Consider the following 24,587-nt stretch of genomic DNA (forward strand, 5'->3'; position numbering starts at 1 on the left):
CCTTATTGAGAATTATGAAAAAACTTCTACTAACCATTTGTACGTTTCTTTGTTTATTATGCAATGCCCAGCTTGATACGGATCACTGGTTTGCGCCAATGGCGTCCAAAGCAGGAACAAGCAATCTGCAAGGTTTTCTATACCTTTCTACAGATGAAGTAACGCCTTTTTCCGTACAGATTTATAATTCCAATTCCCTTTTTACCACGGTTCAGGTGAGTAAAGGAAACCCTGCGCAGGTAAGTATTCCTAATAATTTTTTGATTACGGACAATCCATCCAATCTTTTCACGCCCAATTCCATGGGCCTGTATCTGAAAGGTACTAAGAAGTTTTTTGCCAACTACAGATTTTCACTTACCAATCATGCGGAAATCATTACCTCTAAAGGACTGGCTGGTCTGGGAACTACTTTTTACGTAGGGATGGCGCCGATAACAGGGACTGCGAACTATGTAAATTCCACCATAGGTGTTACGGCAACGGAAGACAATACTTCCGTGGTCATTTCAGGTTATAATCCCAATGTTGTTTTCTCAGACGGAACTTCAAGCCCAACCAAAACGTTTACTTTAAATAAGGGAGAATCCTATATTCTGGATGCATTAAGCACAGATTCCGTCTATAACCTGGATGGCCTGATAGGGGCAAAAATACAGTCGACGAAACCCATTTCAGTAACCAACGGAAATTTCAACGGAATTTATACCAGCCTGAATTTTTCGAATAATGACATCCTGATGGACCAGGCAGTGCCGGTCGACCGGTTAGGAAAAGAATTTGTTGTGGTAAAGGGCAACGGGACCGTAGCCTCCGAAATGGAAACGGCTTTGATTGTCGCTACCCAGAACGGTACGAATATTACCCTTAATGGCATTCCCTCAGGTATTACCCTGAATGCGGGACAGTATTATATGGTTCCAAGCATCAATTATATACAGCACGGAACCGGGGATAATTACAATATGGGCATTTCGTCGAATAATAACATCTATGTCTACCAGTTGCTGGCAGGGGTTTCCAGTCTTAATGGAAACGAATATGCTACCGGTGGAATGAACTTCATTCCGCCATTAAGCTGTTATATGCCGAATAAGGTGGATGAGATCGGTTTCATCAATAAGATTGGAAGCCAGACTTTTAATACCAGATTAAATATCATTACCCAGACCGGAGCAACCGTTACCTTAAACGGAAACCCGCTTGCTGCGGCAAACGGGCCTTTCCCAGTAAACGGGAATCCAAACTGGGTTACCTATACGGTTCTTAACGTAAGCGGAACAGCAACCGTGAATTCTACAAAATCCGTTACAGCCGGAATTGCCGCAGGAAGCGGTGCCGTGGGATATGGCGGATATTTTGCCGGGTTTTCGTCTGTTCCTGTAATTTCCAAAACAGGAGATTGTTATACAGGGATTTTACTACAGGTTGACAACACCTATGATACTTATCAGTGGTATCTTAACGGGGCTATTATTCCGGGAGCAACTACCTATTCTATAAATCCAGAAGTGTACGGAGCGGGTAATTATACCTGTGTGGTTACCAAAAACAATTGCGGAAGTGTAACCACGAATGCATATGTATATACGCTTTGCCCTCCTATCACAACGACAACGTATAATATAGGATCGTGCAAAACAAAAGTGATCTCTCCGGTATTTTCCAATTCCACGCAGACCATCGTTCCATCCAATACCAGCATTATTCTGGCGCCGACCTCCGGAACTGCCACAGTAAATCCAACAACAGGACAGATTACCTACACGCCAAATGCAGGGCTTACAGCAGACACGACGGATACATTTATTTATTATGTTCAGGGAAACGGAAATCCTGCCGACTTTGAATATTTTAAAATTGTTATTAATATTGACGTCCTTCAAACGGCCAACGGTTCTTTAAATTCCTGTGCAGATGCAAACGGAAACGGAACCTTTAATCTTACTTCCGTTAATGTAACTCCGGATTCGGGAACAACGGTCCAGTATTTTGCCAATGCGGCCTTAACTGGAACACCGATTGCCAATCCGGCAACATACAACGGACCGGCAGGAATCATTTATGCCAATGTAACCTCATCGGCAGGATGTTCAAAGGTTGCTCAGATTACATTAACCGTTACTCCGGCCCCGAACGCAAACAACACTGCATTAAGTACGTGTGCGGGAACAAACGGAAACGGAGCCTTTAACCTTACTTCAGCCAATATTTCTTCCGATCCCGGGGTTACGATTACGTATTTCACCAATCCGAATTTAACCGGACAAATTACCAATCCTACGGCATATTCAGGACCTTCTGGAATTATTTATGCTAATGTAACGGCACCGTCAGGATGTTCAAAAACAGCTCAAATTACTTTGACGGTAAATCCGCTGCCTAATGTAACCAACGGCTCTCTCACTGTCTGTGCCGGAACGAACGGAAACGGAACTTTTAATCTTACCTCAGTAAATCTTTCCGCGGATCCGGGAGTAACGGTAACTTATTTTACCAATTCAAACTTAACCGGCCAGATTAACAATCCGGCAACCTACTCAGGGCCTTCAGGGATTATCTATGCCAACGTAACCTCATCGGCAGGTTGCTCAAAAATTGCTCAGATCACCTTAACGGTAAATCCACTCCCTAATGTAATTAACGGTTCGTTAAATTCCTGTGCGGATGCAAACGGAAACGGAACCTTTAACCTTACTTCTGTCAATGTAACTCCGGATTCGGGAACAACGATACAGTATTTTACCAATGCGGCCTTAACAGGAACACCGATTGCTAATCCCGCAACATACAACGGACCGGCAGGAACGGTTTATGCCAATGTAATTTCAGCGGTAGGATGTTCAAAGGTTACCCAGATCACCTTAACGGTTACCCCGCTGCCTAATATCAACACCAATAATTATAACTCGACACTTTGTGATGATAATTTCGATGGGTTAGTGAATGTTAATTTCCCAAGTATTACTCCTCAGATTGTGACGGGTTCCACAAACTTTAATGTAAGATATTACCTTTTACAGGCCGATGCTACGGCAGGAAATAATAATACTTTATCGGCAAACTGGACGTATAATGCCAACACCACCGTATATGTAAGAGTGGATGCCCTTACGGGAACATGTCCTCCTGCTTTCGGGCAGATTAATTTTAAGATCGGCAACAGGGTTACTTTAATTGCAGGAAATGCGGCAGCTGAAATTTGTGACGCCGACATCAACGGCTCCGAAAGCGCCAATCTGAACGATTATAAGAATCTTTTTACCGCCGATCCCGGGGTAAGCATGACCTTTTACACAACTCTGGCCAATGCGCAGACAGCAACTAATGCGGTTACCTCTGTTCAGACCATCACAGGTACCCAAACGTTCTATATAAGATTTACAAGCGCTACGGCCTGTCCGAATACAGGAGTGTTAATGATCACTCTGAAAACACCGAGAAAGTCATCGTTGTTAAGTGATAAAGTAATTTGTCCTGATGAGAACGCAACATTAGATGCAGGTTCCGGATTTACCTCATATCTTTGGAGTACGGGAGCAACCACCCAGTCTGTTAACGTAGGTGCAGGAAGTTACTATGTAGACTTGGGATTCAATGGTTGCATATACCGTCAGTTTGTTAATGTGACAACCGCTCCTGCTCCTAAGATTATGAAAGTTGAAGTTTCAGGTTATAATGCCACCATTTCCGTATCAGGAGGAACACCGCCTTATAAATATTCGTTAAACGGAATCGATTATCAATTTTCCAATATTTTTACCGGCCTTTCAAGAGGGGTGCATACCGTTTATGTAACAAGTGCAGACGGCTGTTCTCCGGTAACGGCAGACTTTCTGGTTCTCAACCTTATTAATGCCATAACACCGAATGGGGACGGCCATAACGATGTTCTGAACTACTCCGATCTGAAAATCAAGCAGAATGTTTCCATTGAGATTGCGGACCGCTACGGAGCCATTGTTCATAAATCTTCCGATAAGAATTATATCTGGGACGGAAAACTTAACGGATCTCCACTGCCTACCGGAACATATTGGTATTTATTACGTTGGATCGAACCCGATACCAAATTGCCGGTTTCCTATTCCGGATGGATTTTAATTAAAAATCGTGAATAAATCTAAAATTTTATTTACATTTTAGTAACAATATGTATATAATTATTTAAATTTGTAAAAATCCTAAATCATTGTACATGAAAAGATTTCTANTCGTGAATAAATCTAAAATTTTATTTACATTTTAGTAACAATATGTATATAATTATTTAAATTTGTAAAAATCCTAAATCATTGTACATGAAAAGATTTCTATTATCTTTCGTATTATTACTCCTCAGTTTTAATACCATTTTTGCCCAAAGGGATACGGACCATTGGATCGCACCTTATTATGCATCCGTAACGGGATACACCAATGCGTTGTACCTTTCGACAGATTCAACGACTCCCTTTGACGTCAAAATTTATAACAACAACAACCTGATCCAGACGGTTACCATCAGCAAAGGGAATCCGCAATCCTATACCGTAGCGGTAGGCCTCGTTTCTGCAACTGCGACATCTGAAGCTTTGCAGGTAATTACGAAAGGGCTTTACCTGAAAGGAGACAAGCCTTTCTATTGTACCCTAAGATCTGCACAGATCTCTCACGGCGAAATCATCACCTCTAAAGGGAAAGCCGGAATCGGTAAATTATTTTATGTAGCCAATGCACCCAATACCAACGCGGGTACCGGCTCCGGAAATAATTTCACGGCAGGTGTTTTGGCGACTGAAGACAACACACTGGTAACGGTAACCTGGACGACTCCCGGGCTGGTTTTCATCGGTGGAACGCCGGCGGGAAACTCCCAGTCTTTCACACTGAATAAAGGACAATCCTATATCATGGCAGGGAATAATTCAACCACTGCCAATCTTACAGGCTTTATAGGGGCAAAAATTGTTTCTGATAAACCCATCAGTTTAACCAATGGTAGTGCTAACGGTAACTTTGGAGCGCTAGGCTCTTCCGGTTCCGACCTGATTATGGACCAGTCGGTTCCCGTAGAAAGATTAGGCAGCACATTTGCCATGGTAAAAACAAGGTCTACCGCACCTTCTGAAAATATGGAAGGAGGAATCGTTATTGCAACGGAAGACAATACCCAAATCTTTGTAAACGGCGGAACCACACCGTTGGCAACAATTAATGCAGGTCAATGGTACAGAATCAACGAAACCAATTATATTGAACAGACTCCGGGAAGCGGGCATTTCAACATGCTGGTTTCCACATCCAAAAACGTATACCTGTATCAGCTGGTAGGCGTAGGAACCAACAATAATACGGGAGGATACAACTATATTCCACCTTTAAACTGCTTCCTGCCAAGAAAAATAGACGAAATAGGAAAAATTGATGAAATGCCTAGTGTGACGGGTATTACTTTAAAATTGAATATTCTTACGGAAGCTGGAGCAACTGTTACCTACAGTACAAACGGTGGTCCCGCAGTAACTCCAACCGCCGCCGAGGGACCATATCCTTTAACAGGAAATGCAAACTGGGTAACCTATGCCATACAAGGAATCTCAGGTAATCTGACGGTAAACTCTACGAAAGCAGTAACTGCCGGGGTAAACGGAGGATACAGCTCTGCCGGATATGGAGGTTATTTCGCAGGATTCTCTTCGATCCCTGTTATTGCAAAACAAACCGGAGAATGTATTCCCGGAATCATCCTTGAAGTTGCAGACAGCTATGACACTTACCAATGGTATTTAAACGGTGTAGCCATTACAGGTGCTACTCAAAATACGATTACGCCTTCGGTAGCTGGAAATTATACTGTAAAGGTAACCATCGGAAGCTGTCCGCCTGTTACCACTCCACCCTATAAAGTATTTACCTGTCTAAAAAATACAACAGCAGCTCTGAATGCATGTGCTACAAAAGTGATTACACCTGCGTTTTCATTTACAACGACACAAACACCGGTACCGAGTACAGTGACCATTGTTACACAACCTATGAATGGAACGGCCACGGTAAATTCTGCCGGACAGATCACTTATATTCCGAATCCCGGATATCTGGGCCCTGATAAAATCGTCTACAAGTTCTGCGGAAACGCACCGGAATTTGTGGATTGTGAACAGGTAACCCTAAACCTGACGGTCGTTCCTTTTATTTTAACGGATACCACCATCAAGGCATGCCAATACAACGGAAAAGGATTCTTCGATCTTACAGCAGCCAACGTAACAACTTACAACCCTGTAGTTAAGAAATTCTATCCGACACTGGCGGACCTGAATGCAGGAACCAACGAAATCACGACCAATATTACAAACTATTTCTCAGGAGCCGGTTTCGTGTACGTAAAGGTAACTACGAATGAAGGCTGTACCGGGAATGCAAAAATTACCCTGGATTTCCTTCCTACACCGGTGGTGACCGAAGCGACCGTAAGCGAGTGCTTCCTGGCAATCGACGAAACAAAAGCGGCATTCAATCTTTCCCTTGCCAATGTTTCAACGCAAACGCCTATTACCAAAAAGTATTATCCTACTTTGGTGGATGCCAGCAATGCAACCAACGAAATACTGAATCCTCTGGCTTACATTTCAGGAAACGGAACCGTATATATCAGAGTATATAATTCTAACGGATGTTATGCCATTGCAAAAGTAAATCTTACCGTTATTCCACCGAAAAGATCCGCTGTATTGGCAGACAAGACCATCTGTATCGACGCAAGAACCAATCTTGATGCCGGACCTGGTTATCAGTCTTACCTTTGGAGCACAGGCGCTACCACACAGGCAATTACAGGGGTAGGCGTAGGAAACTACTGGGTAATTCTTAAAGATAACGGATGTTCTGTTAAGCAGCTCGTAAGTGTGAAAAAGGCTGAAGATCCTGTAATTTCAGAAATTGAAATTTCCAACAATACGGCAACCGTTCATGTAAAAGGAGGAAAGTCACCTTATCAATACGCCGTAGATTCTCCTGCAAACTGGCAGGACTCCAACGTATTTACAGGTCTCTCAAGAGGTCAGCATATATTTTATGTAAAAGACTCTTACAACTGTACACCGGTTTCCGTAGAAGTTACCGTACCGAATTTAATAAACACCATTACGCCAAACGGTGATAACAAAAATGATTATATTGATTACAGTGCATTAGGTTATAAAGAAAATCTCAGCTTTGTGATCTATGACCGGTACGGAAACAAAATTTTTACCGGAGATAAATTCAATAACTATAAATGGGACGGCAGACATTTCGATAAGAAAATTTCCACAGGGACTTATTGGTTCCACATCAACTGGAATGAACCGAATAAAGAAAAGACACCGATCAAATATTCCGGTTGGATTATGGTAAAAAATATAGACTAAAAATTCTTAAGCCACGATTTTGAAATCGTGGTTTTTTTATGGACATTTCTGCAATTTTCAACAATAATTGCAATATCTATTGCATTTTATATTATTTTTGTGAAAATCCATATTCCATAACTATGAATAAAATTTTATTATCGTTCGTATTGATTCTTTTTGGGATTAATACAGCCTTTGCACAAAGGGATACAGATCACTGGTTTGCTCCTATGGCAGCCAGAAGCCCTGTTCTCAACAGTCCGCAACAGGCTTTATATTTTTCGACGGACTCCGCAACTCCGTTTCCTGTGCAGATATTCAGTAATAATGCTCTAATCGGTACGGTAACTATCAGTAAGGGAAATCCACAGACATTTCCTGTTCCTTTGGCATCAATTATTACTTCCTCAGATTCGGATCTTTTTACACCTGTTAATAAAGGATTATATACAAAAGGTACAAAACCTTATTATGCTACCCTGCGTTTTTCCGTATTAAGCCACGGTGAAATTCTTACATCGAAAGGAAAAGCAGGAATCGGTACAAAATTTTATGCCGTTGTATCACCGATAGAAAATATCACAACAGGATCTGCTTCCTCTGCAATTCTTAATTTCACAGCAGGAATTTTAGCAACTGAAGACAATACAACCGTTACTGTTTCCGGCTATTCTCCAAACATTGTATTTACCAACGGATGGACAGGCGCTACCAATCCTACGCTCACTTTTACCTTAAACAAAGGGCAATCCTATGTTATCGAAGGGATCGGAAATACAGCTGCCAATAAGAAATCATTTATCGGTGCCAAAATTGTATCCAACAAACCGGTTTCGGTAACCAACGGAAATTTTAACGGGCAATTTGCTATTACCACCGGTTTTTATGACGGATCCGATACCGTTATGGACCAGTCTGTACCCACTGACAGGCTTGGAAATGAATTCGTAGTGGTAAAAGGAAACGGAGATATCAGCAAAAGAATGGAAGATGCCCTGATTGTGGCAACGGAAGACAATACCGAAGTATACATTAATGCAGGAACCACTCCTGCTGCTGTTCTTAACGAAGGACAAAGTTACCGTGTAAATGAAGTAAGCAATACAAACTACATCGACCAGGGGAATGGCCATTATAATATGTACATTAAAACAACAAAGAATGTATATGTTTATCAGTTATTAGCCGGGGTGGCCAACAGCAACGCGACGATCGGGTTTAATTATATTCCACCGTTAAACTGTTATTTACCGAGGAAAATTGATGAAATTGGGATGATTAACATCCTTCCGCCAACAACGAACAGTGTAAAATTAAACATTCTTACGGAAAAAGGAGCTGCAGTAACGGTAAACGGAGCTACTCCTACACCAGCCCAGGGACCTTATAATGTGACAGGAACCAATAACTGGGTTTCCTACTCCGTTCCCAATGTCACCGGGAATATGACGATTACTTCTACAAAAGCTGTCACAGCCGGTATTTCCGGAGGCAGCGGTGTTGTAGGATATGGTGGTTATTTTGCAGGTTTCTCTTCCATACCGGTTATTGCAAAACAGGCCGGAGACTGTATTCCGGGGCTTATTCTTGAAGTAGACGACGGGTTCGATTCTTACCAGTGGTTCAGAGGAAACACACCTGTTCCGGGAGCCACTTCAAACACCTTCACACCTACCCAATCCGGTAATTATACGGTACGGGTTGTCGTGGGTACCTGTGCGCCGGTTGTAACTCCTGTATTTAAAGTATTTACCTGTCTTAACCAAACGACAAAAGCACTTACTGTATGTGAAGGATTTCAGGCGATAGTTCCTTCGTTTACCAATTCTACCCAAACCTATGTGCCGAGTACGGTAACGATTGTAACACCCCCAACTAACGGTACGACAGCTATTGATCCTAACGGGGTTATTGTCTATACTCCGACTTTCGGGTTTGCAGGAACGGATACCGTTGTTTACAAATTCTGCGGAAACGATCCTGAATTTACAGACTGCGAACAGGTAACCTTGACGTTCACGGTTTCGGCGAGTCCGGATGTAAGCGATGCGACTTTAAGATCATGTTTCATTACAGCGACTCCTGCTATGGCACAGTTTGATCTTACAACGGCTTTAGTGACAAATACGCCGGGAACCACAAAAAAATATTATCCCTCTCTTACAGATGCACAAAACGGAACGAACCAAATTTTAAATTTTTCAAATTATGTTGCTCCTAACGGAGTTGTTTTTGTAAGAGTGGCCAATGCAAACGGATGTTTCAGGATAGCTAAAATTACGCTGCTAGTACTTCCTCCTGTATATTCCAGCCTTCTTGACGATAAGATCATCTGTATGGAAGATACTACAACCCTGGATGCAGGCCCAGGATTCACATCCTATAAATGGAGTACCGGGGCTACAAGCCAAAGCATTACTAATGTAACGGTAGGAACATACTGGGTGGAACTTAAAACGGGAGAATGCGTCACAAAACAAACCGTAAAAGTGTATGCTTCCGAGCAACCGGTAATTTCAAGTATCGATATTTCAAACAATACCGTTACCGTGAATGCGACAGGAGGAACAGCCCCTTACCAGTATTCTATCGATAATATCAAATGGCAGGATTCCAATGTGTTTACCAACGTTCCGAGAGGAAATAATACATTCTATCTTAAAGATTCTTACGATTGTGATCCTATTGATGTAGAAGTTACGGTTCCGAACCTTATCAATATCATTACACCAAACGGAGACGGAATAAATGACGTACTGGATTATTCGGCACTGGCCCATAAACCGAATTTCGTATTTAATATTTATGACCGTTACGGAGCAAAAATGCATCAGGGGAATAAAACCAACGGATACAAATGGAATGGCAGTGTAGGAGGCACAAAGGTACCTACCGGAAATTACTGGTTTGATCTGAGCTGGAACGAGCCGAACAGCAAACAGACTCCAATAAAATATTCAGGCTGGATTGTCGTTAAAAACAGAGATTAATATCATTGGTAATCTATAATCAAAGCACAGTGTAAGACTGTGCTTTTTTTTGCCTCATTCTGAAATAACCGGGCTTTACAAATCCTGCATGACCTGAATTGACAGAGCGCATTCCGCTGGATACGGTAATGGCAGAGCTGTAAATTAAAGATATACATTCCGGAAAAAATGGAAATTATAAAATGCTGATACTCATGATGTGAAATTAGCGGGTTTTTATTAATTTTTTAACAGGATAATCCTTTTTATTATTAAATTTGTGTTAAAAGGCAACTTAAATGAAGAAAATTCTATCCCTTTTATTTGTATTTTATTTTTTCACCTTTACATTTGCTCAGCTGGATAGGGAACATTGGTTTGCCCCCATGGTAGACAGAACGGGAAATCCCAATCCTTATCAGAAATTATACCTTTCCACCAACCGTACAACACCTTTTCCGGTAAGCATTTACAATAACAATATATTAATTGCAACAGCAACCATCAGCAAAGGAAATCCTCAGAAAGTGGACATTTTACGGGATTATATCATTACAACCCAGCAAACTGATCTTTTTACGCCAACCACAAAGGGGATTTATGTAAAAGCGGAATTTCCCTTCTATGCCAACTTACGGTTTTCGGTTTTCAATCATGCCGAAATTATAACTTCCAAAGGGATACCCTCTACCGGAAAACTGTTCTATGCAGCCGCTGCTCCCATTACTGTTAACAATTCGATCCTGAATTTTATGACGAGTATTCTAGCAACGGATGATAACACCACCGTTACCGTTTCGGGATATAAGCCCACCGTACAATTTTCAAACGGAACGACAGGAGCTACTACCCCCACCATGACGTTTACTTTAAACAAAGGACAATCATACATCATCGACGGGAGCGGCAGCAATACCGGAAATTCCGATGGTTTCATCGGAGCCAAGATCGTGGCCAATAAAAACATAAATGTAACCAACGGAAACTTTAACGGACAGTACGCGGGCAACCTTCCTTTTAGTTCTGATATCCTGATGGATCAGGCCGTTCCTGTAGAAAGACTCGGAAATGAATTTGCTCTTGTAAAAGGCAACGGAAGCATAGGGGCCAATATGGAAGGGGCACTTGTCATTGCCACTGAGAACAATACGGAAGTCCGGGTCAACAACGAAACCGCACCCATTGCCGTTTTAAATATCGGGCAATATTTTATGATTCCCGGTACGAAGTACCAGCTTCAGGGGAACGGGCATTATAACCTGTACATTAGGACTACCAAAAACGCTTACATTTATCAGGTGCTTGCCGGTAATGGCACTGCAGGAGATGAAGTAGCCACAGGTGGTTTTAATTTTATTCCTGCGCTCAACTGCTACCTTCCGAAACAGATCAATGAGCTTGGTCTTATCAATGAGAATTTTGTTTATTCCCAAGGAAATCCAAATGGGATTTTGAATATTCCTACAAAGCTGAACCTGATTACCGAAAGAGGCGCCGTTGTAACGGTAAACGGAACTGTTCCTCCTGCTGCTACCGGTCCTTTTGATATGACCGGAACAAATAACTGGGTAACTTATGGCATCCCGAATATTACAGGAACAATTACCGTTAATTCATCAAAAGCCATTACGGCCGGAATCAATGCAGGAAGTGATGCTGTCGGCTACGGCGGTTTTTTTGCCGGATTTCCCACACAGCCTGTTATCCTGACATCAGGAGGAAGCTGTATCCCGGGAATTGTACTTACCGTAGATCCTATTATTTACGATACTTACCAATGGTATGTCGGCGGGGTACTGATTCCGGGAGCTACCGGTTCATCGATCACCCCGACCCAGCCGGGTTATTACACCTGTTCCGTAACCATGGGAAGCTGTGCCCCTTTGGTCACAGAACAGTTTAAAGTATTGAACTGTACAAAACTTACCAGTACAACCTATGGAGTCTGCACTACCAAAACCATTACTCCAACGTTTACGAGCTCAAGCCAGACACCGGTACCTTCTACGGTAGCCATCCTTACCGCACCAACACTGGGAACAGCCACTGTAAACCCCACTACCGGGGTCATCACTTACACGGTTACCAATCCCGGAACTACCGGTACGGATACATTCACTTATACATTCTGCGGAAACAATCCTGATTTTCCCGATTGCGAAACAGTAACGGTAACCATCAATATCCAGGTTCTTACGGTGAATAATGCAGTACTTAAAGCCTGTGACAACGGCTCAGGACAAGGAACATTCAATTTAACCGCCGCGAATGTTACCGGCAATTCTCCGGTAACGATCACCTATTACACGTCTTTGCTGAATGCTCAGAATGAAACTGCCGGAACAGCCATTACAACTCCCGGCACCTATAATGCAGCTAACGGAACCGTGGTTTACGCAGTCGTAAAAAATAATATCGGCTGTAAGGAGATTGCACAGATTACCCTAAACTTATACCCTTTCGCAAATGTACTCAGCAATTATACGGGAACTTTCTGTGATGATAATCTTGACGGTACGGTGAATGTGACGCTATCAGACATTACCCCTATCGTATTGAGCAACCCTTCTTATTTTACCAATGTAAGATATTATGCAAACCTTACGGAGGCCAATCTTGGAAGCACGAATACGCTGCCTAATAACTGGTCTTACACGGCGACAACGACAATTTATATCCGTGTGGAATCTCCGGACGGATGCCCGCCTGTCATTAAACCTCTTACTTTTACGATCGGTTCCAGAATTCCGCTGCTTAAAACCACTCATATCGTGACGATGTGTGATGATGATCTGGACGGGACCAAATCGATTGACCTGCTGTCTTTCATCAACCAGTTTACAACCGATCCACAGGTAACGGTAACCTTCCATCCTACTTTACCGGACGCCCAAAACAATACGGGAGTGCTTACGAACCCTATGAATGTAACCGGCACCACCACCATTTACATAAGATTTCAGAAATCAGGAGTATGCCCCAATATTGCATCCATCACCGTAACCATTAAAATCCCGAAACATTCTGCGGTATTAAGCAATAAGATTATCTGCCCCAACACTTTAACAAGCCTGGATGCAGGACCTGGCTTCGACAGCTACCATTGGAGTACGGGAGCTACAACGCAGTCTATCTCCAACGTTTCTTCCGGAGCTTATTATGTAGATCTTACTTTTGACGGATGTACATACCGGCAAACGGTAGACGTTACGGAATCTACCCTTCCGGTGATTACCCTGATCGAAATCAACGGGAGTACCGTAACCATCGGGGCAAGCGGCGGGACTCCACCATATGAATATTCCGTGGACGGTATAACCTGGCAGAGTTCCAATGTTTTCTATAATGTACCGCGCGGAAATCATGTTGCTCACGTACGAGACTCCAACAGATGTGAGGAAGCAACCAGACCATTTGTAATCATCAACCTGATCAACACCATTACTCCGAATCTGGACGGCTACAACGATGCGATTGACTATTCTGCATTAATGAATAATGAAAATATCATATTCCGGATTTTCGACCGGTATGGTGCAGAGGTTTTCCGGGGCTCTAATTCCAATAAATTTACCTGGGACGGAAAAATAGCCGGACGCCCCGTAAATACGGCAACGTACTGGTATTTCGTCAGCTGGACGGAATTCGGAGGATCAACAACAGTGAAATATACAAGCTGGCTGCTGGTAAAAAATTATTAATCATAACCATGAATGTAAGGTGGGCAGACGTAGATTCTAATTAAATCAGAACATTATAACATTCATTAACAGTTTTGAATTAAAGTTTAATATAACTTTAACCAGCTTACAAAGTGAAAACAGGTACGAATTAGGACAATTTCTGTGTAATTTTGCAGTATTGTATGAATAAACTATTTACCTTATTGCTGTTGGTTTTTCTGGCAAAAATTAACGCACAGTCATATTCCGGCGAAGTATTCCTGAAAGATAATTCCGTATTGTATCTCAACCAGATTTATGTTACCAATCTTTCAACGCTTAAGACAGTTCTGAGTGATTACAACGGTGATTTTTCGATTTCGGCAAACCCGGGTGACGTGATCCGTTTTACTTCCATTGTAACCGAAAGGAAAGATATTAAGCTGACGCCACAAATGATTGATCAGAAAAATTTAGTGGAACTGAAAATTGCCTATCATGATATTCAGGAGGTGGTAATCAGCCGTTTCAGGCCTACCGGAAACTTAAGGTACGATATCAATTCGATCCGGAAAGAAGACAAAGCACTGGCCATTAAAAAAGTAATCGGTCTTCCGGAGCCGAAAGGCGATGGCACCCCTCCGCAGCTGCCGGTGGCAGGGTTACGTGACGGCGGACTCACATTCAGTCTGGAAAGCATTTATGATATTCTTTCCGGAGAACGAAAGAAAAAACAACGGTATGTAGCGTACGAAAAAATGAACAGCTCCATTACCCAGATCAAAAATTACCTGGGAAAGGATTACTTCACAAGGTTCAAAATTCCTGAAAATCTGATCGATAATTTCCTTCAGTTTGTATATACCTCGGAAAATATTGAGCCGTACGTGCTTGCAGGCAATTTTGAAGCGGTAAAAATTCCGATAGAAAAGTACCTGCCGATTTACCAGAGGAGACTGAGAAATTCTCATCTTCAGGATATTGTAAAATAATTCAGATAACGTCTATAAAAAATGTATATTGCAAATTCGCGGTATACATTTTTTGTTTTATTCAAATAATGTTTAATTTTAGCAAAAATTAAAGTGTGCCATGCGACAGCTTGATCAACACCAGCGTTTTATCCGCCGATAACCTTAAGAATTCACTTTAAAGAGAGAAATTGCTATTGTCTTTTTTAATCCTAAATATTAGTAAATGAATAAATTGCTTATATTTTTCACTGCCATTCTTTGCATTAATCTTTCTGCACAATCAAGAGGGAAAGATTACAGTAACATTTTAAAGAGCAAAAGCATTTACGAAATCAATGCCTTCCTGAGGGATGCCCATCCGGATGATCCGAGAAGAAGTGTACTGAAGCCGCGGGTGATGGAAATGATGAAAGAATACATTAAAGATGCCAAGCCCGGAGACATCAAAGTGAAGCAGATGCAGGACTGGCTGGCTATGCTGAAAAGGCGTCCTTCCACGAAAATATCCTTTGATGAAATGAATGCCATCATCAAGCAGAAGCAGATTGCGAAATACCAGAAAGAACTACAGGTGGGCCAGGCTGCCGTAGTGTACACGCCAAGTAATCCGAAAAATGTATATGTTGCCGCCGCTGCCTTTACGACAACAACGGTTGCAGCGATTCCGGATGCCGAGGCATCGGAATTCAATATGCTGATGGCAGAAAACCCTTCTGAACATAAAAACAAAACCGTAAAGATCTTAAATTCACTTTTTGATAATGACCCGAATGCGAAAGAATGCATCGTCATGATCGAAAACAAATCCGACTGTAACATCATCGTAAGAATAGAGGGAGTAGGCACCACGAAATACAGGCTTCCCGTACCTTCCCACGGCGACAATTCCATCGTTGTCGAGAAGGGAGATTATCTCTTTACCAGTATTGTCTGCGGTGCGCAGTATGCCTCCCAGAAAACCATACAGAAACCTCTTATGGTTGCTTTGGGAAGTTCTGCGAAGAAATAAAAACGGCTGGTCTTATTTTTAGCTCTAAAAAAGAGGCATTTGCGTAAAATTCATTATTTTTGCGGGATTTTATAAATTTCTCATGGGTAAAAATAAATTAGCAAGATTCGCCGAAAACAAAACATTACCAAACGTAATCCAGCCGACAAGAGAAGAAGCTCTGAATGGTTTTGATCTTAAAGGAAAATGGAGAAAGGATTTCTTCAAAAATGAAAATCCTATCGTTCTGGAGCTTGGATGCGGAAAGGGAGAATACACCGTAGGTCTTGCCAAAGCGTTCCCGGAAAAGAACTTTATAGGAATAGACATTAAAGGGGCAAGATTCTGGTTCGGGGCAAAAGAGGCTGTTGAAAACGGAATGAAAAATGTTGCTTTCCTAAGAACCCAGATTGAACTGGTGGATTATTTCTTCGGTGAAAATGAAGTGGACGAAATCTGGATTACCTTCCCGGATCCGCAGATCAAATATAAGCGGACCAAACACAGGCTTACCCACCCGGATTTTTTAAACCGATATAAAAAGTTCCTGAAACCAGGCGGGATCATTCACCTTAAAACGGATTCGGAGTTCCTTCATGGATATACTTTAGGATACCTTCAGGGAGCAGGCTATGAAATCCTGACGGCTCATCACGACATTTACGGCGCCGTGGAATACAATCCGGATACGCCTCACCTGAAAGACATCCGAACCTATTACGAAGAATTGTTTTCGGCAAAAGGAAAAACAATTACCTACATTAAATTCAAAATTAATTAAATAAAAAAACATGATGAAAGACACATTTATTTCGAGAACTTTAACACATTCAGCGGTAATTTTTTAAGTAAACTTTATTTCATTTTCTTTGATAGCAGGCTGTAACAAAGTACATCCTTTTATCGTCATATAAACACAAACTGTATCATGAAAAAAATTACCCTATTTCTGGCGTTATGTGCTATTGCCATATCCTGCCGTACTGCTCATGAGAATGTCCATTCCCCAAATATTCTCGAAAGCAAAAATATCGCTGAAATCGAAAGATTCCTGGAAACATCCCACCCCGACGATCCCAGAAGAAGCGTTCTGAAGCCAAAGCTTATTGCCCTGAAAAATTCAGAATGGACCAAAGGAAGTAAGACGGCTCATCCTATGGAAGCCCGTCCTGTTATTTCAGAAATCCCGGGCCATCTTCTAAAAAACTCGAATTCAGCAGAAGCAGAAGAATTTAAGCAGCTCATTGCCTCAACCAGCAAAGAACATTCTGAAAAGACAGTAAAGCTTCTTAATGCCATGTTCAATGAGGATATCAGCAGCAAAGAAGTCATTCTGCTACTCAAGAATCAATCAGACTGCAACATGATCGTAAGGATCCAGGGAAAAAGCTTTTATAACCTAGCCGTTCCCGCTAAGAATGAAAATTTCATGGTCATCAATAAAGGAAGCTATACCCTCACCAGCAATGTATGCGATGTTGTTTATACTTCAAAGAAAGAGATCAGCAAGAGCCTGTTTCTGACAATCAACAATCCAGTTCCTGCCGGAAATAATATTTTTCCGGAAAAGAAGTAAAAAGATTACATTTATATTGAGAAATATGGTATAATGAAAAACTTTTTTTACTTATCTTTTTTAACCTGTCTGATTGTCAACAGCTGCGGCGGTGCAAGCGCTCCGTACAGACCTCCTGTGAAAAGATCTGTTGCAACAGTCTCCAGAACAAGACCGGCTGTCATTCCTGCCAATCAGACGGAAATGGAATTTCAGACATTAAGCAAGACTTACAAATCTGAAACGGCAGCTGTCTTAACGGATATTCTTAACGGTTCCTCCGATCAGGACAAAACCTCTGTGACGGTAGAAAATAAATCCCGGTGTAATATGGTCCTCACCATCAGCGGGAATAATTACTTCAAGAAAGTTCCGATAGCCGCAGGTAAAATTGGAGCCGTTATGCTACCCAAAAACCAGAATTACAATCTTTCGGGAATGGTTTGCAACGCAGTGTATCAGAAAACCAAATTTATATCGGGTCCGCACCGGACAGCGGTTTCGGATTAATTGCTATTGAATATTCATTGAAATTCCTAAGCCGAAAGTATTCTGATGTACTACCGGATAGCCCGTTAAAGAAAGTTTTCCGGCTGAAGTACTAAAAGAAAGTTTTGATAACGGATTCCAATGATCTACGATCAGTGCCACCGCAATGCCGATACCGGCGCCGGTGAGCACATCTCCATTCCAGTGCCTGTTGTTGGCTACCCTCAGCAATGCAGTAGCCGTGGCAAAAACATATCCCGAACTCGCATACCATAAGTCGGAATCCTTATATTCGAGAAATTGTATTGTCGCTAGGGTAAAGGATAACGCGGAATGGCCGGACGGATAAGAATTTCGTGCGGAATTATCAGGTCTTATATCTTTAAATGACTTCTTGCCTATAAAAACAATTCCTCCCGTTATCATTGAGGCCGCTAAGGTATTTTTCTCCATTTGCAGATACGTATTCTTTGATTCGAATCCTAATGAATTTCCTGAAAATATAAAAAATACCGGAGCATACTGAAGATAATTATCTGCTTTCGTTTTAAAATTCCGATATACCATTTTTTGTGCGTTCTTCTGAAGATTCTGCTGGATGCTGTGAATTTTAAGTACGGCACCTATGGTAATCATACCGGCAGGAATGATCAGCTTCTTATAATTGAAATCTTTTTTTTCAGGTTTCAGAGGCTTCATGACGGACAATGAATCCTGGGCAGAAAATAAAAGGGAATAAAAAACAAAAATAATTACAAAAGTTCTGTTCATCTCTAAAAGGAAACTTTAATTCCTGCCATATTGTAGTTCATCGCACGTGAAGCAGTAAATTCTACTTTATAACGCACTCCTGCACTTTCCTTTAATATGGTGGTATATCTGCTTTTTGAAATTGTTTTGCCAATAAAATAGCCTAAAACCAGTGCCAAAGGATAATCTGAAGCCCAGTGTACCTGGCTCTGCATCATCTGAAAACAGAGTGCAGTTGCCAAAGTGTAGCCTACGGGTTTGATCCATTTCACTTCAGGATAATTATCTGCAATTACTGTAAGCCCGGCCATAAAGGTCGTAAGATGCCCGGAAGGCATCGCATCGTAGTGAGGAGTCCGGATGGCAAAGGCAGAGAAACTTGGAAAAGGATTCCAGTCGCCTCCGGGATTTCCGTTTTCTATGGCAATAAAAGGACTTTCACGGCCTGTAATTCTTTTGAGGGTCTGTGAAAAAACGCCAGCCAGGATGAGACTTTCCATCAGGCCACTCGCAGTAGCTTGTGCGCGGTAATCATTTTTAATGAGTCCATAAGTCCCGAATCCGATACCCAGTAATACAAGGGTGGAGCCGTTTCCCATGAGATACAATGCAGAACCGACATCTTTGGGCAGCTTAAACACTTTTGCCACAGTGCTGTAATTATTGTCAACGCTCATTCCCCATTGCTGGGCAAGTTCACGGCTGTTATCAATCAGCTTCTGATCGACCGGCAGCAACAGAACCGTTCCGATCACAGCTCCTCCTACATAATAAGCATGATCTTTCGCAATCAGATTTTTATTTGTATTGATAAAATTTCCGGGAGCTTTGGTGATAAAATCAAAGAATTTCGGTTTTTTATAAAGTCTTACAGAAGCATCAGGCAGATGATAAGCCTGTGAACCCAATGAATCGGTTGGTGAAGAAACTTCGGTGGTTTGTGCGGATACCATCATGGTAAATGGCAGCAGTAAAAAATTAATTCTTTTCAGCATTTGATAATATGAAGAATTTTTAATTAGATAATTGTTATTAATTACTCAAACCTATCCCTTCATATTCAAATCAATCATTTTTGCAGGCTTAATGATGTCGTAAATATTGTCAGTCTTATTCGTTTCATGATATTGAGAAATTACTGTAAGTTCCCTCTTCCTTCTTTAGAATAAGTATTGTTTATTTTACCGCTGCGAAATTAAAAAAATTCAGCAATATACCTACCACAGAAAGATTACGGAATCCTTAAAATAACATTAAAATTCATCTCATAGAAAACCAAAACCCGCTGAATTAAATTCAGCGGGTTTAATATTTCAAAGAAAATCTTTAATTATTCAGCGTCGAAATCAGCATCTTTATCAGCAGATACTACTTCTCCTTCTTCTTTAGATTTTTCTTTATCAGCTTTTCTCTGAGACTGACCTTCTTTGATAGACTCAGAAACTACGCTAAGAATCATATCGATAGATTTTGAAGCATCATCGTTTCCTGGGATTACGAAGTCTACTTTTCTTGGGTCAGAGTTGGTATCAACAATACCGAAAACAGGAATTCCTAATTTCTTAGCTTCCGTTACAGCGATATGTTCTCTCATGATATCCACCACGAAGATTGCAGAAGGAAGACGAACCATGTCTGAGATAGAACCTAAGTTTTTCTCAAGGTTAGCTCTTTGTCTGTCTACCTGTAATCTTTCTTTTTTAGATAAAGTTTCGAACGTACCGTCTTTTTTCATTTTGTCGATAGAGTTCATTTTCTTTACAGCCTTTCTGATGGTAACGAAGTTCGTTAACATTCCTCCAGGCCATCTTTCTGTAATATAAGGCATATTCAGTTCAGCAGCGTGTTTTGCCACTACTTCTTTCGCCTGCTTTTTAGTAGCTACGAAAAGAACTTTTTTACCTGCAGAAGTTAATTTTTCCAAAGCGCTGCACGCTTCATCCAATTTAACAGCTGTTTTATGTAAGTCTACAATGTGAATACCGTTTTTCTCCATAAAAATGTATGGAGCCATATTTGGATTCCACTTTCTGGTCATGTGACCGAAGTGTACGCCAGCCTCTAAAAGGTCTTTTACATTTGCTTTTGCCATGTTTTCTGTTTTTGTTAGTTTACTTTCCGTCTTTTAAACAATCAACAACTTCTTTAGATGGGAGAAGCGTTTGGATGCTAAACGTAACGGGCAAAGTTGCTGTTGGCTTATTGCTTTTGGCAACTGGCTTTCCAGCTTTGGGTTAAAAAATAATTTTTTAAAAATTTTTCTAAAGCTATCCGCCATAAGCCAATAGCCATACGCTTTTTTAACGTTTTGAGAATTGGAATCTCTTTCTTGCTTTTTTCTGACCTGGCTTCTTTCTTTCCACCATTCTTGCGTCTCTCGTAAGTAAACCTGCAGGTTTTAAAGCCAATCTGAACTCAGCATTGATTTCGCATAAAGCTCTTGAAATACCTAATCTGATAGCTTCTGCCTGACCTGTATTACCACCACCGAAAACATTTACGGTAACGTCGTACTGACCAACAGTTTCAGAAAGGATAAACGGCTGGTTCAATTTGTAAACCATCACGTCTGTAGAGAAATAAGTTGCAGCGTCTTTACCGTTTACTGTAATGTTACCAGTTCCTGGCTTTACATAAACTCTGGCTACAGAAGTTTTTCTTCTTCCGATTTTGTGAACTATAGACATAATTTAATTATTTAAATTCGTTAACATTAATTGTTTTCGGCTGTTGAGCTTCGTGCTTGTGCTCAGTTCCTTCATATAAATAAAGGTTCTTCAACAAGGCAGATCCTAATCTGTTTTTCGGAAGCATACCTTTTACGGATTTTTCCAACACTTTTAAAGAATCTTTTTTCTGAAGTTCAAGAGCTGTCATAGACTTCTGTCCACCAGGATAACCTGTATGCCAGATGTAAGTCTTATCGTTCCACTTGTTTCCGGAAAGCGTAACTTTCCCAGCGTTCAAAACGATTACGTTATCACCACAATCTACGTGAGGTGTGTAATTCGTTTTGTGCTTACCTCTCAAAATCTTTGCAACCGTAGAAGCTAGTCTTCCTAACGGCTGTCCTTCAGCGTCTACCACAACCCATTCTTTATTAGCAGTAGCTTTGTTCGCTGAAACAGTTTTGTAACTTAATGTATTCACACGTTTTAGTTAAAGATTAAACATAATTTCCCCTAAAAGGGTGTGCAAAGGTACAAATTATTTCCGGAATGCAAAAACATAATTTATTTTAATCTGCTGATTCTCTGTTCGGCATTTATAAACCTGTAAATTATAATTGAAGAATCTGGCATTGCTCTCAAAGCAGAAGAATTGACGAATCACATAGCAAATCCATGAATAAATCCGAATTAATAACAGGTTTATAAAAAAATCCATAATTAAATTCAAATGTATCCTTAAAAATATGCTGATTTGATTATTTAATTTCTTCAAATAATTAATTTGCCGGAACCCTCTATTAATATCATGAGCCATGGGAAAATCAGAGAAGATAGGACGTGTCTTAGCTGCGGACACACTTTGGAATAAAGATTCGGCCTCCATTGCGGACAGAAAATACGGAACTCAAACAGCCGCTTCATTATCTTTTCACTCATTTCATCGAAGACATTTCGTTTCCAGAAACAAGGACTCAGGAATGATCAGATATCGACACGTTCACGAAAACCATTGTACACTCTCTTCCGAAAGCATGGAATCTTCCTGTGTATTGTACATTTATTCGCGCTCTTCTGTATGTTTCTTTTACTAATCTCTATAAGCTTTAAACAATATATTAATTGCGCAGCGTTTTACTCGCCCGGAAGCTGGCTATAAGATAATATGCGACGAATACAGTTGAGAATTTCAGAATAGACGGAATGGCAAACTCAAGCGTGAAGATTAAAGACCCCACTAAAACGAGCAGTCCCATTGCCACAAAAGATAATCCAAGCTTCTGAAGGAGTGTAAAGTCCGGAGTATCGAGAGAGTAGGCAACGCCCCAGGCAAAACCAAAAGCCACAGCATAATAAATTTCCAGCCCTATGCTCAGATGCTCTGTAAATAAATAATTAATAATAAAGCTGACAACGGTTCCGAGAACGAAGTACAATAGTGCTTTTTTCATAGATTTTTTTTTAAAATTCCAGTTCTTTATTACGGTTCTTCATATAATAGGACGGGCCGATTCCTGTAATCTGTTTAAATGAATTAGAGAATGCCCCTAAAGATGAATATCCCAAATAATCCGCAATATAAGTAAGTTTAAATTTACGGAACCCACTTTCGGTATCTAATTTCTGTATAAAATGCCGGGTACGCAAATCATTAATATACCAATTGAAATTCATATTTTTTTTCAGTTTTAATAAAATCAGAAAGTGTCCTGGGGCTTACTCCCAGCAGAGATGCAAGTTTTGTTGAAGTAAAGTTTTTTTCCAGAAATGCAGTTCCGTTTTCAAAATTATCCAGTCCCGCACGTAAAAGCTCCGTTGTTTTCTCTGAAACTGAAACTATGTTTTTAGAAGATCCCCCGGATTGCTCTTTCCCAGGATCCTTTACTGTTGTTTCCTGGATTACGGGCATTGGTACATTTTCAGGCCGGTCTTCGCTTTCTATCACGGTATTGATCCTGCTCCTCAGTTCCTCATATCGCCTTTTATTCTGTTTTGATTTGTAAAGATAAAAAACGATAAGCAGAATCATTACCAGCAATAAAAAAATAAGGATGCCTGAATAAACAGAAACTTCGGCATTCTGGTGTTGAATTGTGAGATTTTTATCCTGCAGGAATTTTTCCATGCTGTGAAGATTTTTTTTATTTGAAATGTCCGTAAGCTTTTTTAATTCCCCGGAATATATAATAAAATCCGACTGGTCTCCACTTTCGGAATAAGCCTGAGAAAGATTTTTCAGAACTTCAATTTTTTTATTTACAAAACCCTCATGATCAGGTAAAATATTCAGCGCTTTTTTTAAATATGCTATGGCTTCGGGATAATTCCTGTTTTTAAGATGAAGATAGCCGATATCATGATTTACAGCCGCCTGAAGGTAATAATTATCCGGCTTTACGAGGCTGAGCGCCCGTTTAAAATACAGGTTTGCCGAATCTGTATTTCCCAGATCAGCGTAATTATATCCAACGTTGGTATAAGCGGAAACCATCTGGTTATCTCTCAGTTCCGGATTTTTGATATGTCGGAATGCCTGAGTTACCTGTAGTGACACATTTAATTTTTCCTTCATCACGTTTACCTCTTTATCATCACCCAGGGCAATGAGTTTTGAATTGAGAATGAGCCCTTTCACCTCGTAGGATTCCTGTGAATTCATTTTATCCAGAATGTTAAGGCCCCGGTCAAAATTTTGCATGGCAAGATCAAATGTTTCCATTTTCGCATATTGAGTACCCAACATCCGGTAAGCAAGGGCCTGCCCTTCTTTGTAATGAATTTCTTCCGCCAGATCAAGAGATTGTTGTGCATTTTCAAAACAGCTGTCCGGTTCTCCTTTCAGCAGGTAGGCAAAACTTTTCAGATACAGCCCTTTTACGATGAATTTTTTCTCCCCGGAATTGCGGGCATCCAAGATCAGCCTGTCGATTTGTTTTAACGCAGAAGGAATATCGCTCTGAACACATTGCTTCAGCCTGTTATATTCATCCTCAAAATAAATTTTTGTTTGCCCCTTGATATTATAGAAAATCAGAAAGGATAAAAATACAATGCCCTTAACAGCATATGTTGTTAATTTTTTTAACTTTTTCATCTTTGTTTTTATTTGTAAAATTCCGCAACCTACAAGTAAGGTGCAAATTATTATTTTGTAA

17 protein-coding genes are annotated in these 24,587 nt (G+C 40.8%); 9 read left to right on the forward strand and 8 right to left on the reverse strand.

Features of this window, described 5'->3' with window-relative positions; genetic code table 11:
- Positions 1-14 precede the first annotated feature (14 nt).
- The 9 genes from ACED20_RS12070 to ACED20_RS12110 all read left to right on the forward strand — a co-directional run bounded on the left by ACED20_RS12070 (position 15) and on the right by ACED20_RS12110 (position 18,034).
- Positions 15-4,121: a T9SS type B sorting domain-containing protein gene (locus ACED20_RS12070; RefSeq protein ID WP_345766625.1), complete on the forward strand. Its 4,107-nt coding sequence runs from the start codon at positions 15-17 to the stop codon at positions 4,119-4,121.
- A 180-nt stretch (positions 4,122-4,301) separates the two neighbouring features.
- Entirely contained in the window at positions 4,302-7,394 is a 3,093-nt protein-coding gene (locus tag ACED20_RS12075) for a gliding motility-associated C-terminal domain-containing protein (protein WP_294201075.1), read from the forward strand.
- Between the two features lie 122 nt (positions 7,395-7,516).
- Positions 7,517-10,366, forward strand: coding sequence for a T9SS type B sorting domain-containing protein (locus ACED20_RS12080; protein WP_294236411.1), 2,850 nt, complete (start codon positions 7,517-7,519; stop codon positions 10,364-10,366).
- A gap of 278 nt (positions 10,367-10,644) precedes the next feature.
- Complete coding sequence (locus ACED20_RS12085; protein ID WP_345766628.1) at positions 10,645-14,046, forward strand: T9SS type B sorting domain-containing protein; 3,402 nt, start codon at positions 10,645-10,647, stop codon at positions 14,044-14,046.
- Between the two features lie 164 nt (positions 14,047-14,210).
- On the forward strand, positions 14,211-14,999 hold the full coding sequence (locus tag ACED20_RS12090) for a hypothetical protein (RefSeq protein ID WP_294201069.1): 789 nt from the start codon (positions 14,211-14,213) through the stop codon (positions 14,997-14,999).
- A gap of 205 nt (positions 15,000-15,204) precedes the next feature.
- The gene (locus ACED20_RS12095; protein ID WP_294236416.1) at positions 15,205-15,990 is read left to right on the forward strand and encodes a DUF6759 domain-containing protein; all 786 of its coding nucleotides are present in this window, start codon (positions 15,205-15,207) and stop codon (positions 15,988-15,990) included.
- A gap of 82 nt (positions 15,991-16,072) precedes the next feature.
- The gene (trmB, locus tag ACED20_RS12100; RefSeq protein ID WP_345766629.1) at positions 16,073-16,750 is read left to right on the forward strand and encodes a tRNA (guanosine(46)-N7)-methyltransferase TrmB; all 678 of its coding nucleotides are present in this window, start codon (positions 16,073-16,075) and stop codon (positions 16,748-16,750) included.
- Between the two features lie 147 nt (positions 16,751-16,897).
- On the forward strand, positions 16,898-17,545 hold the full coding sequence (locus ACED20_RS12105) for a DUF6759 domain-containing protein (RefSeq protein ID WP_294201064.1): 648 nt from the start codon (positions 16,898-16,900) through the stop codon (positions 17,543-17,545).
- Positions 17,546-17,578: 33 nt separating this feature from the next.
- Positions 17,579-18,034, forward strand: coding sequence for a DUF6759 domain-containing protein (locus ACED20_RS12110; RefSeq protein WP_294236418.1), 456 nt, complete (start codon positions 17,579-17,581; stop codon positions 18,032-18,034).
- 3 nt (positions 18,035-18,037) lie between these two features.
- On the opposite strand, the gene ACED20_RS12115 is transcribed toward ACED20_RS12110, so the two are convergent.
- The 8 genes from ACED20_RS12115 to ACED20_RS12150 all read right to left on the reverse strand — a co-directional run bounded on the left by ACED20_RS12115 (position 18,038) and on the right by ACED20_RS12150 (position 24,526).
- On the reverse strand, positions 18,038-18,784 hold the full coding sequence (locus ACED20_RS12115; RefSeq protein ID WP_294236420.1) for a phosphatase PAP2 family protein: 747 nt from the start codon (positions 18,782-18,784) through the stop codon (positions 18,038-18,040).
- A 2-nt stretch (positions 18,785-18,786) separates the two neighbouring features.
- Positions 18,787-19,758, reverse strand: coding sequence for a phosphatase PAP2 family protein (locus tag ACED20_RS12120; RefSeq protein ID WP_294236422.1), 972 nt, complete (start codon positions 19,756-19,758; stop codon positions 18,787-18,789).
- A 335-nt stretch (positions 19,759-20,093) separates the two neighbouring features.
- Complete coding sequence (gene rpsB, locus ACED20_RS12125; protein WP_294201057.1) at positions 20,094-20,855, reverse strand: 30S ribosomal protein S2; 762 nt, start codon at positions 20,853-20,855, stop codon at positions 20,094-20,096.
- A gap of 208 nt (positions 20,856-21,063) precedes the next feature.
- On the reverse strand, positions 21,064-21,450 hold the full coding sequence (rpsI, locus tag ACED20_RS12130) for a 30S ribosomal protein S9 (protein WP_034678948.1): 387 nt from the start codon (positions 21,448-21,450) through the stop codon (positions 21,064-21,066).
- A gap of 7 nt (positions 21,451-21,457) precedes the next feature.
- Positions 21,458-21,913, reverse strand: a complete 456-nt coding sequence (gene rplM, locus ACED20_RS12135) for a 50S ribosomal protein L13 (RefSeq protein ID WP_056075141.1) — start codon at positions 21,911-21,913, stop codon at positions 21,458-21,460.
- 637 nt (positions 21,914-22,550) lie between these two features.
- On the reverse strand, positions 22,551-22,883 hold the full coding sequence (locus ACED20_RS12140; protein ID WP_294200510.1) for a DUF2061 domain-containing protein: 333 nt from the start codon (positions 22,881-22,883) through the stop codon (positions 22,551-22,553).
- A gap of 10 nt (positions 22,884-22,893) precedes the next feature.
- Positions 22,894-23,106 (reverse strand): helix-turn-helix domain-containing protein, encoded by a 213-nt coding sequence (locus ACED20_RS12145; protein WP_378104799.1) that lies wholly within the window; start codon positions 23,104-23,106, stop codon positions 22,894-22,896.
- Positions 23,084-24,526, reverse strand: a complete 1,443-nt coding sequence (locus ACED20_RS12150) for a tetratricopeptide repeat protein (RefSeq protein ID WP_378104802.1) — start codon at positions 24,524-24,526, stop codon at positions 23,084-23,086. The genes ACED20_RS12145 and ACED20_RS12150 overlap by 23 nt, the downstream gene beginning before the upstream one ends.
- Positions 24,527-24,587 lie beyond the last annotated feature (61 nt).

It is taken from the genome of Chryseobacterium sp. sg2396 (assembly GCF_042610505.1).
Classification (GTDB): Bacteria; Bacteroidota; Bacteroidia; order Flavobacteriales; family Weeksellaceae; genus Chryseobacterium.